At 51.4% G+C, this 15,593-nt stretch carries 13 protein-coding genes; 1 reads left to right on the plus strand and 12 read right to left on the minus strand.

From position 1 onward, the window contains the following. Nucleotides 1-69 precede the first annotated feature (69 nt). The 12 genes from nuoL to lrhA all read right to left on the minus strand — a co-directional run bounded on the left by nuoL (nt 70) and on the right by lrhA (nt 13,780). Nucleotides 70-1,920 carry an NADH-quinone oxidoreductase subunit L gene (nuoL, locus tag A6301_RS14690; protein WP_234258122.1) on the minus strand — a complete coding sequence of 617 codons (1,851 nt, stop codon included), beginning with the start codon at nt 1,918-1,920 and terminating at the stop codon, nt 70-72. Next, the gene (gene nuoK / locus A6301_RS14695) at nt 1,917-2,219 is read right to left on the minus strand and encodes an NADH-quinone oxidoreductase subunit NuoK (RefSeq protein ID WP_005969835.1); all 303 of its coding nucleotides are present in this window, start codon (nt 2,217-2,219) and stop codon (nt 1,917-1,919) included. Before nuoK ends, nuoL begins: the two co-directional genes overlap by 4 nt. Then, nucleotides 2,216-2,776: an NADH-quinone oxidoreductase subunit J gene (gene nuoJ / locus A6301_RS14700; RefSeq protein WP_101781442.1), complete on the minus strand. Its 561-nt coding sequence runs from the start codon at nt 2,774-2,776 to the stop codon at nt 2,216-2,218. The genes nuoK and nuoJ overlap by 4 nt, the downstream gene beginning before the upstream one ends. A 9-nt stretch (nt 2,777-2,785) precedes the next feature. Continuing rightward, entirely contained in the window at nt 2,786-3,328 is a 543-nt protein-coding gene (nuoI, locus tag A6301_RS14705; RefSeq protein WP_010278884.1) for an NADH-quinone oxidoreductase subunit NuoI, read from the minus strand. A gap of 17 nt (nt 3,329-3,345) precedes the next feature. Further along, nucleotides 3,346-4,320, minus strand: coding sequence for an NADH-quinone oxidoreductase subunit NuoH (nuoH, locus tag A6301_RS14710; protein ID WP_048259481.1), 975 nt, complete (start codon nt 4,318-4,320; stop codon nt 3,346-3,348). Continuing rightward, nucleotides 4,317-7,043, minus strand: a complete 2,727-nt coding sequence (gene nuoG / locus A6301_RS14715; protein WP_107170536.1) for an NADH-quinone oxidoreductase subunit NuoG — start codon at nt 7,041-7,043, stop codon at nt 4,317-4,319. Before nuoG ends, nuoH begins: the two co-directional genes overlap by 4 nt. 187 nt (nt 7,044-7,230) lie before the next feature. Beyond that, nucleotides 7,231-8,580: an NADH-quinone oxidoreductase subunit NuoF gene (nuoF, locus tag A6301_RS14720; protein ID WP_039298412.1), complete on the minus strand. Its 1,350-nt coding sequence runs from the start codon at nt 8,578-8,580 to the stop codon at nt 7,231-7,233. Next, the gene (nuoE, locus tag A6301_RS14725) at nt 8,577-9,122 is read right to left on the minus strand and encodes an NADH-quinone oxidoreductase subunit NuoE (protein ID WP_137740216.1); all 546 of its coding nucleotides are present in this window, start codon (nt 9,120-9,122) and stop codon (nt 8,577-8,579) included. Before nuoE ends, nuoF begins: the two co-directional genes overlap by 4 nt. Nucleotides 9,123-9,124: 2 nt before the next feature. Beyond that, nucleotides 9,125-10,924: an NADH-quinone oxidoreductase subunit C/D gene (nuoC, locus tag A6301_RS14730; protein ID WP_107170537.1), complete on the minus strand. Its 1,800-nt coding sequence runs from the start codon at nt 10,922-10,924 to the stop codon at nt 9,125-9,127. Nucleotides 10,925-11,021: 97 nt separating this feature from the next. After that, complete coding sequence (locus A6301_RS14735) at nt 11,022-11,696, minus strand: NADH-quinone oxidoreductase subunit B family protein (RefSeq protein ID WP_005969846.1); 675 nt, start codon at nt 11,694-11,696, stop codon at nt 11,022-11,024. A gap of 17 nt (nt 11,697-11,713) precedes the next feature. Next, nucleotides 11,714-12,154, minus strand: coding sequence for an NADH-quinone oxidoreductase subunit A (locus tag A6301_RS14740; protein WP_107170538.1), 441 nt, complete (start codon nt 12,152-12,154; stop codon nt 11,714-11,716). Nucleotides 12,155-12,829: 675 nt separating this feature from the next. After that, nucleotides 12,830-13,780: a transcriptional regulator LrhA gene (gene lrhA / locus A6301_RS14745; protein WP_107170551.1), complete on the minus strand. Its 951-nt coding sequence runs from the start codon at nt 13,778-13,780 to the stop codon at nt 12,830-12,832. A 500-nt stretch (nt 13,781-14,280) separates the two neighbouring features. On the opposite strand from lrhA, the gene A6301_RS14750 reads away from it, so the two are divergent. Beyond that, the gene (locus A6301_RS14750) at nt 14,281-15,495 is read left to right on the plus strand and encodes a pyridoxal phosphate-dependent aminotransferase (protein WP_014916029.1); all 1,215 of its coding nucleotides are present in this window, start codon (nt 14,281-14,283) and stop codon (nt 15,493-15,495) included. The last annotated feature ends 98 nt before the right edge of the window (nt 15,496-15,593 follow it).

The following is a 15,593-nucleotide window of genomic DNA, read 5'->3' on the forward strand; positions in this document are numbered from 1 at the left end:
GAAAACTTGCCGTGGCAGGCATTCCTTTATAGGGAATGCCCTGCCTTTCATACGTTACCGGATACTGCCTTACACCAGCAGTAACAAGCCCAGCACCAGCACGGCACCAAAGCCCATAGAGGCAACATACCAGCGCAACTGACCATTCGCACTGAGCGCCAACCCACGATTACCCCAACGGGTGATGAGGGCAGGCAGGGTCATCAGTGCATTTAACGGATCACGCTGCAACAGCTTCGCGATAGCCAGATACGGTTTAACAAAGACATGGTCGTACAACCAGTCGAAGCCCCATGCATGGAACCACCAGGTTGAGAAGAAACGGCCTGGCGCACTGTTCGCAATGCTATTCACCGCCTGACGTTTACCCAGCCACAGCACAGCGGCAAGCAGAATACCGGCAATCGCCACCACGCCAGAGGTAATTTCCAATGTCAGCAACTGGCCATGTTCAAGCGCTGTCGTTGCCGGCAATACACCATGCAACGGAGGAACAATCATCGCACCAATAAAGGTGGACAGAACCATCAGCACAACCAGCGGTAAGTGGTGCGAAATGCCTTTTCCTGCATGCGCCTTGGTTTTCTCTTCACCGTGGAACACGATGAAAATCATACGGAACGTATACAGCGAGGTCATGAAGGCTCCGGCCAATCCAGCCACCATCAGATTGATGTGACCATTTGCCCATGCGCCAGCCAGAATTTCGTCTTTACTGAAGAAGCCTGCGGTAACCAGCGGTAATGCAGCTAGCGCCGCGCCCCCGACCAGGAAGCAGACATAAACCAGCGGAATTGTTTTACGCAGGCCGCCCATCTTGAAGATGTTCTGCTCGTGGTGGCAGGCCAAAATCACCGAACCAGAGGAGAGGAACAGCAGCGCTTTAAAGAATGCGTGCGTCATCAGGTGGAAAATCGCAGCATCCCATGCCTGCACGCCCAGCGCCAGGAACATGTAACCAATCTGGCTCATGGTAGAATAGGCCAGTACGCGCTTGATGTCGGTTTGAACCAAGGCAGCAAAACCCGCCAGCACCAACGTTACGGCACCGACAATACCCACCAGATGCAACACATCCGGCGCCATCAGGAACAGGCCGTTGGTACGCGCAATCAGGTAAACACCCGCAGTAACCATCGTTGCGGCGTGGATCAATGCAGACACCGGCGTTGGACCAGCCATCGCATCTGCCAGCCAAGTTTGCAACGGCAACTGTGCTGATTTACCCACCGCACCACCCAGCAACATCAGCGTAGCCCAGGTGATTTCAGGTGAACCTTCAGCCAGTTTCTGCGGTGCCAGAACCATCAGTTCGCGGAAGTTGAGCGTGCCCAGCTCTTTGTAAAGGATGAACAGAGCAAAGGCTAAAAAGACGTCACCAACACGCGTAACGATAAAAGCCTTCATCGCTGCCGCACCGTTCTTCGGATTGGTGTAGTAGAAACCGATCAGCAGATAACTGCACAGCCCTACCCCTTCCCAACCGAGATACATCAGCAGCAGGTTATCAGCCAGTACCAGAACAACCATACTTGCGATAAACAGGTTGGTGTAAGCGAAGAAGCGAGAATATCCCTCTTCCCCACGCATATACCAGGAGGCAAACAGGTGGATAAAGAAGCCGACCCCCGTCACCACAGATAGCATCGTCACCGAGAGGCCGTCGAGCACCAGCGTTACGCTAATGTCGAAATTGCCAACGGTCATCCACGTCCACAGATGTTGATTAAAGAAGGTGACACCGCCGCTGTGCTGCTGGCCCATAAAATCAACCACAACCCAAGCGGTAACTAACGCTGCCAAACCAATCGAGCCAACACCGATCGTCGCGGACGTGTTTTCAGACCAGCGACCACGGGAAAATGCCAGCAGCAGAAAGCCGAGCAGCGGGAAGAGTATTGTTAAATAGAGTAAGTTCATCCGCGCATCTCACTGACTGTATCAATATTCAGGGTTTGACGACGACGATACATCTGCAACAACAGTGCCAGACCAATACTGGCCTCAGCTGCCGCCAGCGTAATCGCCAGAATGTACATCACCTGACCATCCGGCTGCTGCCAGTAACTGCCTGCGACAACAAAAGCCAGCGCGGCAGCGTTGATCATGATTTCCAAACTAATCAACATAAACAGCAAGTTACGACGAATCAACAGACCAGTCAGCCCCAAAACAAACAAGATAGCGGCTAAAATCAATCCATGTTGTAACGGAATCATGCACGTTCCCCCGTTATTTTTTTCTCAACATCCTGGTTCGCGCTTTCTTTATTAACAACATCACCACGTTTATCTTCACGACCAATGTGGAAAGCGACAACCAATCCCGCCAGCAGTAGCATTGACGCTAATTCAACCGCCAGAACATAAGGACCAAACAGGCTGATACCCACGGCTTTCGCCTCAACAGGCGTGCCAGTGATGCCCTGCTCTTTCAGGCTAAGGATGGCGTTAACCACAATCACCAGTAACGCCAGTGACAAAATGCTTGGGCCAATCCAGACGCTGGGTTTCAGCCAATTCCGTTCTTGTTCTTCTACGGAATTACCGAGGTTGAGCATCATGACGACGAACACAAACAGCACCATGATGGCGCCCGCATAGACGATGATACTCAGCGCACCGGCAAAATTAGCCCCGAGCGAGAAAAAGACGCCCGCAATCGCCATAAGCGAGGTGACCATATATAACAACGCATGCACAGGGTTGGTATGCGTAATGACGCGCAGTGTCGCCAATATCGCAATCAAACCTGTGGTATAAAAAGCGAATTCCATGCTAGCTCCTTAGGGCAACAGGCCTTTGACATCAATAGGTTTGGCTTCGTTTTCAGCTTCGCCTTTGTCTTTCCCATCGATTGCCATACCAGCCATCCGGTAGAAATTGTATTCCGGATATTTACCCGGCCCCGATATCAGCAGATCTTCTTTCTCGTACACCAGATCCTGACGTTTGTAATCACCCATCTCGAAATCCGGCGTCAGCTGGATAGCGGTTGTCGGGCAAGCTTCTTCACAGAAGCCACAGAAAATGCAGCGCGAGAAGTTGACGCGGAAGAACTCTGGATACCAGCGACCATCTTTGGTTTCTGCTTTCTGCAATGAGATACAGCCAACCGGACAGGCCACTGCGCACAGGTTGCAGGCAACGCAACGCTCTTCACCATCGGGATCGCGGGTCAGCACGATACGACCACGGTAGCGCGGCGGTGGATTCACAGGCTCTTCTGGGTACATCCTGGTTTCGCGCTTCTTGAAAGCATTCGATCCCACCATACAGATACTGCGTATCTGGGTGCCGAAACCAACCACTAACTCTTTCAATGTCATGGTTTATTCACCCCTTCTTAAGCGTTGTACAAAATGACGGCCGCTGTCGCCAGCAGATTCAAAAGCGTTATCGGCAGACAGACTTTCCAACCGAAAGCCATCACCTGGTCATAACGTGGACGGGGCAACGAAGCACGAATCAGGATGAACATCATCATGAAAAAGCCTGTTTTCAGCGCAAACCAGACAAACGGAGGCAAGAACGGACCATGCCAGCCACCGAAGAATAAGGTCACCATCAGCGCGGAAACGGTCACGATCCCGATATATTCCCCGACAAAGAACAGACCGAATTTCATACCGGAGTATTCAATGTGGTAACCATCTGCCAGTTCTTGTTCAGCTTCAGGTTGGTCAAACGGGTGGCGGTGACACACCGCCACGCCCGCGATGGCAAACGTAATAAAGCCGAAGAACTGAGGAATTACGTTCCACAGATGTTCCTGAGAATCGACGATATCACGCATGTTGAACGAACCCGCCTGCGCGACAACACCCATCAGTGACAGACCGATAAACACTTCGTAGCTCACAGTCTGAGCGGAAGCACGTACCGCACCGAGTAGCGAGTATTTGTTGTTACTCGCCCAACCGGCAAACAGCACCGCATAAACAGCCAGCCCTGCCATCATCAGGAAGAACAGGATGCCAATGTTCAGATCGGCGACACCCCAGGTTGGTGTGATCGGCACAATCGCAAAGGCAATCAGCATTGACGTAAATGCGATCATCGGTGCCAGCGTGAAGATCACCTTATCGGTGAAATTCGGCACCCAGTCTTCTTTGAAGAACATTTTGATCATGTCAGCAACAAGCTGTAATGAACCGCCCCAACCTACCCGGTTCGGTCCATAACGTCCCTGGAAGAGGCCGAGCAGTCGACGCTCCCCCATACTCATGAACGCGCCACAGGTCACGACAACCAGCAGAATCACTATCGCTTTTCCGACGGTGATCAGAATTTCGATTAATTCCGGCGTTAACCAACTCATTGTGCGGCCTCCCGCAGATTTTCAACGGTTGCACCCGCCAGCACCGGTGCAATACCCGGCAAGCCCAGCGGTAAACCAACCTGTCCCTGACTCAATGCCGCACTTAAGCGCAGTGGCAGACGTAGCGTTTGTCCTGCACAAGTCAATTCCAGCAACGCCCCCGAGTTTACACCCAGTGTCGCCGCATCAGCCGGATTCACCATCACGTAAGGCTCTGGCATACGCTGCTGAATCACGTCAGAACGCTGTGACATTTCGTCACTACCGAACAGGTGATAATACGGCGCAACGCGCCACTGACCCGCTTGTGGGACGAAAGCCGCTGGGATGTTGTCGAAGTACGCCAGCGAACCTTCTCCGGCTTCGATCATACGAACGCCAGGATCGCCATGACGCAAATGTCCGCCCACTTCGTCCTGGAATTTGTTCCAGGCTTGCGGTGAGTTCCAACCTGGTGCCCAGGCAAACGGAATCTGCTGACGATTGGCTGTCGGGCTGTTGTTCCCTTCCATTGAGAAGGCAAACATCGTGTCTTTGTCGACAGGCTGACGCGGTTCATGCACGCTGATATTGGCACGCATTGCAGTACGGCCGCTGGAGCGAATCGGCGAACGCGACAGTTTCTGCCCACGAATACGGAACGAGGCGTCCGGCGCAGCATCTTTAATCGCCGCCAACTGCGGCAATGCCGTAACACACGCGTCAATCACGTTATCCAGTTGCGTCCAGTCAACCTGACGGCTGTTATAGGTGATATACAGCGAATGCAGCCAGCGCCAGCTTTCCAACATCACGACTTTGTCGTTGTAGTACGTTGGGTCGTAAACCTGGAAGAAACGCTGAGCGCGGCCTTCCTGATTCACCAGCGTACCGTCGCTTTCAGCGAAGCTGGCAGCAGACAGGATGATACTGGCCTTGTCCATGATGCGAGTACGTTGATGATCGACCACAATCAGGTTTTCAGCTTTTTCCAGTGCCGCATCAACGCGAGCGACCGGTGCATGGCGATAGAGATCGTTCTCCAGAACCACCACGCTGTCGGCTTCGCCGTTTTCCAACTGCACCAGCGCATCGTCCAGCGAACCGCCGCCCATAATTGACAACCCGATGCTGTTTGCAGCAGGTGCAACAAAGGTAATACCGACGTCAGAGCCACGATTTTTCAGCGCTTTAGCAACGTTTGCCGCTGCGGAGATCACCTCTTCGCTGCCAGCATTGGTGCCAGAGATGATGAGCGGCTTTTTCGCACCGGCCAGCGCCTGTACGATGATATCGACTTTTTGGTCAAGCCCCGCAGCCAGATCGGCGACTGCCGGCGCGCTGCTATCTAGCCCGTGCGCAATGGCAAAACCAAGGCGCGCCTGATCGGCAACCGGTGCACGATAGTTCCATGCCGCAATGTCGTCCAGGCGGGTGTTATCTACGTTGGTGACAAACAGCGGGTGCTTGGCATGCTGACCAATGTTCATGATCGCCGCAATCTGCCAGTCAGCCACTTTCTGTGCTGCCGCCATTTCGCGGGCTTTGCCTTTAACGGCTTGACGAACGGCCAATGCGATACGCGCCCCCGTCTGCGTCAAATCTTCACCTAGAATCAGAACTGCATCGTAGCCTTCGATCTCACGCAGCGCCGGTGTTCTCACACCGCTTTCGCGTAGCACTTTCAGAATCAATTGCAGACGATTTTGTTCTTCCTGCGCGATACCGGTGTAGAAGTTCTCTGCTCCTACCAGCTCACGTAATGCGAAGTTACTTTCAATGCTGGCACGCGGCGAACCGATACCGATCGTTTTCTTCGCCTGACGCAGCACATCCGCCGCACCTTGCAGTGCCTGATCGGCATTCAGTGCGATCCAGTCATTACCACGACGTTGCAGCGGCTGGTTAGGACGGTCTTTCTGGTTGACATAACCGTAACCAAAGCGACCACGATCACACAGGAAATAGTGGTTTACGCTACCGTTGAAACGGTTTTCGATACGACGCAGTTCGCCATAGCGTTCACCGGGGCTGGTATTACAGCCGACGCTGCACTGTTGGCAAACGCTCGGTGCAAACTGCATATCCCATTTACGGTTGTAGCGCTCGGAATGCGTTTTGTCGGTGAATACGCCAGTAGGGCACACTTCAACCAGGTTACCGGAGAACTCACTTTCCAGCGTGCCATCTTCCGGGCGACCGAAATAGACGTTGTCGTGTGCGCCATAAACACCGAGATCTTTACCATCCGCATAATCCTTGTAGTAACGAACGCAGCGATAGCAAGCAATACAGCGGTTCATCTCATGAGAAATAAACGGCCCGAGATCCTGATTACGATGGGTACGCTTGGTGAAGCGATAGCGACGGAAGTTCTGCCCCGTCATCACCGTCATATCCTGCAAATGACAGTTACCGCCTTCCTCACACACCGGGCAATCGTGCGGGTGGTTGGTCATCAGAAACTCAACTATCGTCTTACGGAATAGCTTCGCCTCTTCATCTTCGATCGCGATGAACGCGCCATCGGTTGCTGGTGTCATACAGGACATCACCAGACGACCGCGAGTATCTTCCGCGTTTTGATACTGTTTTACCGCACAGAGGCGGCAAGATCCGACGCTCCCGAGCGCGGGGTGCCAGCAAAAGTAAGGAATATCAAGTCCCAGAGTCAGGCAAGCTTCCAGAAGGTTGTCTGCTCCGTTTACTTCATACTCTTTGCCGTCTACATGAATAGTAGCCATAGTCAGCATGCTTCCATAATGGCCCGTGTTGCCACGAGCGCTAATCAAAAATTCTGTATACCCTCATCTTTCAAATCGCAAATGCGTTGGCTACCTGCGCCTTGAAGTCTATTGGGTTTATGAGGGTGGCTTATTTGCGCCACCCTGCGGATACATTCACTGCATCTCGCACGTATTAAGCGATAGCTTACCAGCGCTCTTTCAACAGGTTAGGCTGGATACCGCCAATCGTTTTAAGATTGCCTAAATACTGTTTAGAGATACCCGCTTCGAATTCTTCCCGGAAATACTTGATGGCACTTTGCAGCGGCTCGACTGCACCCGGCGCATGCGCACAGAAGGTGTTACCCGGTCCGAGGAAGCGGCAAAGCTGCTCTAGCGTTTCGATATCGCCAGGCTGGCCTTCGCCATTCTCCAGCGCACGTAAAATCTTCACGCTCCACGGCAAACCATCACGGCATGGCGTACACCAGCCACAGGATTCGCGAGCGAAGAACTCTTCGAGATTACGCGTCAACGAAACCATATTGATCTCATGATCGACAGCCATCGCCAGCGCAGTACCCATACGGCTACCTGCTTTCGCAATGTGCTCAAAATCCATGGGTAGATCGAGGTGACTTTCCGTCAGGAAATCCGTGCCTGCACCGCCCGGCTGCCAGGCTTTCAGCTTCAGACCATCGCGCATGCCGCCCGCGTAGTCTTCCAGAATCTCACGCGCCGTAGTACCGAAAGGCAGTTCCCACAGGCCCGGATTCTTGACGCGGCCAGAGAAACCCATCAGTTTCGTGCCGGCATCTTTACTTTTACCGGCAGACAGCCCCTGATACCACGCCGCACCGTGCTCGATAATCGCCGGCACGTTACATAGTGTTTCCACGTTGTTGACGCAGGTCGGTTTACCCCAAACGCCCGCAGACGCCGGGAACGGCGGCTTGGAACGCGGGTTGGCACGACGGCCTTCCAGCGAGTTAATCAGCGCCGTTTCTTCACCGCAGATGTAACGCCCCGCGCCCGTATGCACGAACAGCTCGAAATCAAAACCGCTGCCCAAAATATTCTTGCCCAGCAAGCCAGCGGCTTTCGCTTCTTCAATCGCGCGACGCAGGTGAACCGCAGCTTCGATGTATTCACCACGCAGGAAGATGTAGCCACGATAGGCTTTCAGTGCAAACGCGCTGATTAGCATGCCTTCAACCAGTAGATGAGGCTCTTGCTCCATCAGCAGGCGGTCTTTATAAGTACCCGGCTCCATCTCATCCGCGTTACACAGCAGGTAGCGGATGTTCATGCTTTCGTCTTTCGGCATCAGGCTCCACTTCAAGCCTGTTGAGAAGCCCGCACCGCCACGCCCTTTTAGGCCAGCGTCTTTAACCAGTGAGACCACTTCATCCTGTGCCATGCCCGTTAACGCTTTTTGCGCGGCGACATAGCCGTTTTTGCTGCGGTATTCATCCAGCCACACTGGCTGTTTGTCTGCGCGTAAACGCCAGGTCAGAGGATGCTGCTCAGCCGTCAGAACAATGTCTTTACTCATTGATACTGCTCCAATAACGTTTCAATACCTTCCGGCGTCACATGGCTGTGGGTATCGTCATCAATCATCATTGACGGCCCTTTATCACAGTTCCCCAGGCAGCAGGTCGGCAACAGCGTGAAACGCCCATCGAACGTTGTCTGTCCCGGTTTAATGCTGAGCTTACGCTCCAGCGCAGCCTGAACGCCCTGATAACCATTGATGTGGCACACAACGCTGTCGCAATAGCGAATAATGTGGCGTCCGACAGGCTGGCGATAAATCTGGCTGTAGAACGTAGCCACGCCTTCCACATCACTGGCAGGGATACCCAGCAAGTCGGCAATCGCGTGGATAGCCCCATCCGGCACCCAACCGCGTTCTTTTTGCACAATTTTCAGTGCTTCAATTGATGCGGCGCGTGCATCTTCATAGTGATGTTTTTCGTGCTCAATGGCGTCACGTTCGGCGTCACTCAATACAAAAGTACTTTCTTTTGTCAGCGAATCGACAGCCGGTTGTCCCAGAGCGTCAATATGATCGTGATTGTTGTGATCATGCATAGTTAGCGGTCCACATCTGACATTACGAAATCAATACTGCCGAGGTAAACGATCAGATCGGATACCAGACATCCGCGAATTACAGAAGGAATCTGTTGCAAATGCGCATAGCTCGGCGTGCGAATACGGGTACGGTAGCTCATCGTGCCGCCGTCACTGGTCAGGTAATAGCTGTTGATACCTTTTGTTGCCTCAACCATCTGGAATGATTCATTGGCAGGCATAACCGGTCCCCAGGAAACCTGAAGGAAGTGGTTAATCAGCGTATCGATATGCTGCAACGTGCGCTCTTTTGGTGGCGGCGTCGTCAGTGGGTGATCCGCTTTGAACGGCCCTTCCGGCATGTTCTTGAGACATTGATCCAGAATACGCAGGCTCTGACGCAGTTCTTCAACTTTTAGCATAACGCGGCTATAGCAATCGCTGATGCCGTCGCCGACTGGAACTTCAAAGTCAAAGTTTTCATAGCCAGAATATGGACGCCATTTACGCACGTCGAAACCGATGCCTGTAGCACGCAGACCCGCCCCCGTTACCCCCCATTCCAATGCTTCTTTCGCATTGTAAGCGGCAACGCCCTGAGTACGGCCTTTCAGAATGGTGTTCTGCAACGCGGCTTTAACGTAGGTATCCAAACGGCTCGGCATCCAGTCGAGGAATTCCCGCAGCAGGCGTTCCCAACCGCGTGGCAGATCGTGCGCCACACCGCCAATACGGAACCAGGCTGGGTGCATACGGAAGCCGGTAATCGCTTCAACTAAATCGTAAATTTTCTGGCGGTCAGTAAACGCAAAGAACACCGGTGTCATCGCACCGACGTCCTGAATATAGGTACTGATATACAGCAGGTGGCTATTAATACGGAACAGCTCAGACAGCATCACACGAATCGTTTTCACACGATCCGGTACCTCGATACCCGCCAGTTTCTCAACGGCCAGTACATACGGCATCTCGTTAACGCAGCCGCCAAGGTATTCAATACGGTCAGTATAAGGAATGTAGCTATGCCAGGATTGACGCTCACCCATTTTCTCTGCGCCACGATGGTGGTAACCCACATCAGGCACGCAGTCGACAATTTCTTCACCATCCAATTGCAGGATAATACGGAAAGCACCGTGTGAAGACGGGTGGTTCGGACCAAGGTTGAGGAACATGAAGTCCTCATTCTCAGTGCCGCGCTTCATACCCCATTCTTCGGGTTTGAACGTCAGCGCTTCCATTTCCAGATCTTCTTTCTGCTTAGTCAGCTCGAAAGGATCGAACTCGGTCGCGCGCGCTGGATAATCTTTACGCAGTGGATGCCCTTCCCACGTCTGCGGCATCATGATGCGCGTCAGGTTTGGGTGACCATCGAAAGTCATGCCGAACATCTCCCACGTTTCCCGCTCATACCAGTTGGCATTCGGGAAAAGTTTGGTTACGGTCGGTAAATGCAGGTCATTCTCGGCCAGCGCGACTTTGAGCATAATGTCGCGATTACGCTCAATGGAAATTAAGTGGTAAAAGACGGAGTAGTCGGCGGCAGGTAAACCTTCACGATGGGTGCGCAAACGTTCATCCATACCGTGCAGGTCAAACAGCATGACATAAGGCTTCGGCTGTTTTTTCAGGAATGCGACAACATCGAGTAATTGCTCACGCTTGACCCACACCACCGGGATACCTGTGCGGGTTGCCTGTACAGTAAATGCATCTGGTCCAAAACGGTTACACAGTTCGCCAACGACCGGATCGCTAAGGTGATCGCGGGTTTGCCAGCCTGGCTGAGCGAGATCGTGTGTCGTTAAATCTGTCATAAATATGTCACCACATTAAATGTGCTATTTCTGCATCTGATAATGACCGCACACTATTATCGGGTATTACACGGTCACCGGGTTTATCATCTACAGGTCAAATCTCATCAGGCGAGCGCAGGTTGGTCACTGCGATTCGTTCGCCGCGTTTGCGCTCACGCTCAGATTGCATATTGGCGCGGTAAACGCCCTGTTCACCTACCACCCATGACAGAGGACGGCGTTCTTTACCGATGGATTCTTTCAGCAACAACAGCGCTTGCATGTAAGCTTCTGGGCGCGGAGGGCAGCCCGGAATGTACACATCAACGGGCAGGAATTTATCTACGCCCTGAACAACGGAATAGATATCGTACATACCGCCGGAGTTAGCACACGCGCCCATGGAGATAACCCATTTAGGCTCAAGCATTTGCTCGTACAGACGCTGAATAACAGGGGCCATTTTGGTAAAGCAAGTCCCCGCTACTACCATGAAGTCAGCCTGACGTGGCGACGCACGCAGAACCTCAGCACCAAAACGTGCAACGTCATGAACGGCGGTAAATGACGTCACCATCTCTACATAGCAACAGGAAAGACCAAAGTTATACGGCCACAGGGAATTCTGACGACCCCAGTTCACCGTATCGTGTAATGCATGTTCCAGTTTGCCCATGTAGACACTGCGGTGAACATGTTGCTCCAGAGGGTCGGAAACGATCTCCTGACGTTGCAGGGGATAACGGTCATTCTCACCGTCCGGCTCTATGCGGGTGAGCGTATAGTCCATCTTAAAATGCCTCGCTGTTACTGCGGATGAGTGTTGGTAGTGTTGATGATGTCTGATTTAACAACTTGTCTCTTGGATCGAACCGGGGTCCAGTCAAGTGCCCCAACACGAACCAGATAAACCAAACCAGCCAACAGCACCAAAATGAAAATGGTTGCTTCAATGAAGCCTATCCAGCCGCTTTCTTTGATAGACACCGCCCAAGCGTAAAGATAGAGGGCCTCAACGTCGAAGATAACGAAGAACATAGCGACAAGATAAAATTTAGCAGACAGACGTAGCCGCGCTGAACCCACGGAGTCAATCCCGGATTCATAAGGTACGTTTTTGGCCCTGGCTCTGGCTCTCCCACCCAGCAAGAACCCACCGGTCAGCATGAAAACGCACAGGCCTACGGCAATGATAAGGAATAGCGCAAAAGCCCAATGATGGGCGAGGATTTCAGTAGTTGTTGACATTCTCTTTGCTTACTCATCAAAAGTGGCGGGTAATATCTCTGCTCTGTTATCGGCAGTTAATGCGCCACATCGATTAAAAGGAAGGATTAATAACCACAAAAAAGCACGGAAACGTATCAGGTAAGCCTTGCTTGGTATGGTTGAGCCCCAAATTTGTAACCTTTTTTTCAACCTTACTAAAAATAACAGTACATTACTTTACATGCACGCTGTTTTGTTAACATTTTGTGTTCTCACTCGTAGCTAAATCGAGTCAGTGCCTTCGTCAGTTAACCAGAGCGCAGCGACACAGAAAGCAAGTTTGCAGCGTCACTATACCATTTTCACAGAAAATGCCTGTTCCCCCATGTGGTTATTAGGGGTATTTTTTGATCCAGCACACATTTTTACCAATTTAGTTAGTAAAAAAACCACACTGATTCAAGGCAAGGTTGGACATCATTTTCCATAACATAATTTTAAAAAAATAGAACCGTTGTTTTATAAAAACAAAATATGCCCTATATCGCCACGCCTAGCCTATTGATGCCAAATGGAAAACGCAAAGTGGGAGAAAACTGGGGAAATGAGGTCAATCAGACCCTGTCTACGCGGGTTTAACACATTAGTCATAAATCATCATCATTCGGGGTGCATCCCTACCCTCCCCGAATGATAATTAACTACCCATTACGATTAGATCACATCCTTCAGCGACGAATCGGAAGACAGCATTCCATCCGCACTGTTTGCCAACATGCTAACAGGCGTAATGTGAGAAGGCTTCCCTGATTCAATCACATTGAAAATTGCCGTCGCCAGTTCATTCTCCTGGTTAGGATTCTGACAGAGAAAATAACGGGTTTCAGGCAATCTCGGCAACCCTTCCTCTTCACCCAGCACCCGCAGTTCCGGACTCATCATTTCCACCGAGCGTACGGTGATCCCCATGCCGGCCTTCACTGCGGCGCGCACAGCAGAGAGCGTTGAAGCCACATAGGCGATTCTCCAGGGAATCCCTGCGGCTGTCAGTTGCTGCGTGGCCAACGAGCGGAAAGGGCTTGGTTCATCCAGCACAACCAGAGGAATAGGTTCATTCGCTCTGAACTGGTAATCTGCCGCGCAATACCATAACGTCGGGGAACTACGCAATAACACATGCGGAAACACCACACCGTTCATTGTGGTAATAACCAGATCTATTTTCCCCTGATTCAACATGTCCATCATTTCAGCACTACGTTTTACGCTGACATTGACGGAGAGTTTAGGAAATACAGAGGTCACCCGATGTAAAATATAAGGCAGGATAGTGTCTGCCGTATCATCAGACGCCCCGATAGTTAGCGTGCCTTGAATATCACTGTACATTAATGAAATACAGGCTTCATCATTGAATTGTAATATTTTTCTGGCATAACCTAGAAACTGTATACCGTGTTCGGTCAGCAATTTATTACGCCCGTGTCGGGCAAAAAGCTCCTTTCCGATGAGTTGCTCCAGCCGCTGCATCTGCTGGCTGACTGCCGATTGGGTCCGATTGACGGCGGCCGCCGCCGCTGCAAATGTATTTAAATCTGCAACGGCAACAAACGTCCTCAGTAAATCAAGATCGAGATTAAGTACTGGTCGATTTGCACTGGTCATACGATTTTTCACTTATCTATTTTAATTTTAACAAAATATTCCTGGTGTTTTATTACATGTACGGGTAATGGCCGATACATTTAAAGACACTATCGCAGACGCACGATAAGGGCAAAAAAATACTTATATTTCGTTACCCCTATCGCCTTTCGATTGGTAAGACATCACATAATTAAATGGCTCACCAGCCTTAATCCTTTATTCAATAACAACGGCACTTTCTCTTTATTTCATTCTGCGAAATAAAGACGTTCTACACGTAAATAAACGAGCAATCCTTGTCACCCTATTCTTGCACTAAAAAGTGCGTCCTGAACTGCTGTCTGCCCCCTACCATATCGCACCATCCAACGAGTACACAACCATATAGTGCAGATGCGCAATCATTTGCAGCAAAAGCGATAATCATTCTTCAAAAGGCACTTTAGGAGGAGTACATTAAGCGGGTTATGCTATTCCGCATGGGAATATGCGCTCTCTGCAAAAGGTTCGTACTATTTATGTCTCCGATTGAAAAATCCAAAAAACTGGAGAACGTATGCTATGACATCCGTGGCCCAGTTCTAAAGGAAGCCAAGCGGCTTGAAGAAGAAGGCAATAAGGTCCTTAAACTGAATATTGGCAACCCTGCGCCCTTCGGCTTTGAGGCACCGGACGAAATTCTGGTCGATGTCATCCGTAACCTGCCAACCGCACAGGGCTACTGTGATTCCAAGGGGCTCTATTCCGCCCGTAAGGCCATCGTTCAGCACTATCAGGCGCGGGATATGCGCGATATTACGGTTGAAGACGTCTATATCGGCAACGGTGTTTCCGAACTCATCGTGCAATCTATGCAGGCGCTACTCAACCCAGGTGATGAAATGCTGGTTCCCGCGCCAGATTATCCACTCTGGACTGCGGCAGTTTCTCTATCTAACGGCAATGCCGTCCACTACCTTTGTGATGAGTCTTCTGATTGGTTCCCCGATCTGGATGATATCCGCAAAAAGATCACCTCGAATACTCGCGGTATTGTCATCATCAACCCGAACAACCCGACGGGTGCGGTCTACAGCAAAGAGCTACTGCTGGATATCGTGGCTATCGCGCGCGAGCACAACCTGATCATTTTCGCCGACGAAATTTACGACAAAATTCTGTATGACGATGCGCAGCATCACTCGATTGCCGCTCTGGCACCAGACTTGTTGACAGTCACGTTCAACGGACTGTCCAAGACATATCGTGTGGCAGGTTTCCGCCAAGGCTGGATGGTATTAAACGGCCCGAAAAAACACGCCAAAGGCTATATTGAAGGGCTGGAAATGCTGGCCTCAATGCGGTTGTGTGCCAACGTCCCCATGCAGCATGCGATTCAGACCGCCTTGGGGGGATATCAAAGCATCAGTGAATTTATTCAACCCGGCGGACGCCTGTACGAACAGCGCAACCGCTCCTGGGAATTGATCAACCAGATCCCCGGCGTGTCGTGCGTAAAACCACGCGGCGCGCTCTATATGTTCCCGCGTATTGACGCCAAGCGCTTTAATATCCATGACGACCAAAAACTGGTGTTGGATCTTCTGTTACAGGAAAAAGTGTTGCTGGTTCAGGGAACCGCTTTTAACTGGCCTTACCCAGATCACGTACGCATCGTCACGCTACCGCGTATTGATGAACTGGACATGGCAATTCACAAATTAGGGCGTTTTCTGGGACACTATCACCAATAGCCCAGCACTAAACGATCCTACCATCGCCGGGCGATCGTCGCCCGGCGAAAACCAGACCTTCGTTTGCATAATCTTCGGCAAGTGCTCACAATAGATAC

Origin of the sequence: Pectobacterium sp. IFB5596, assembly GCF_021432585.1 — a bacterium.
Taxonomy (GTDB): Bacteria; Pseudomonadota; Gammaproteobacteria; order Enterobacterales; family Enterobacteriaceae; genus Pectobacterium; species Pectobacterium punjabense.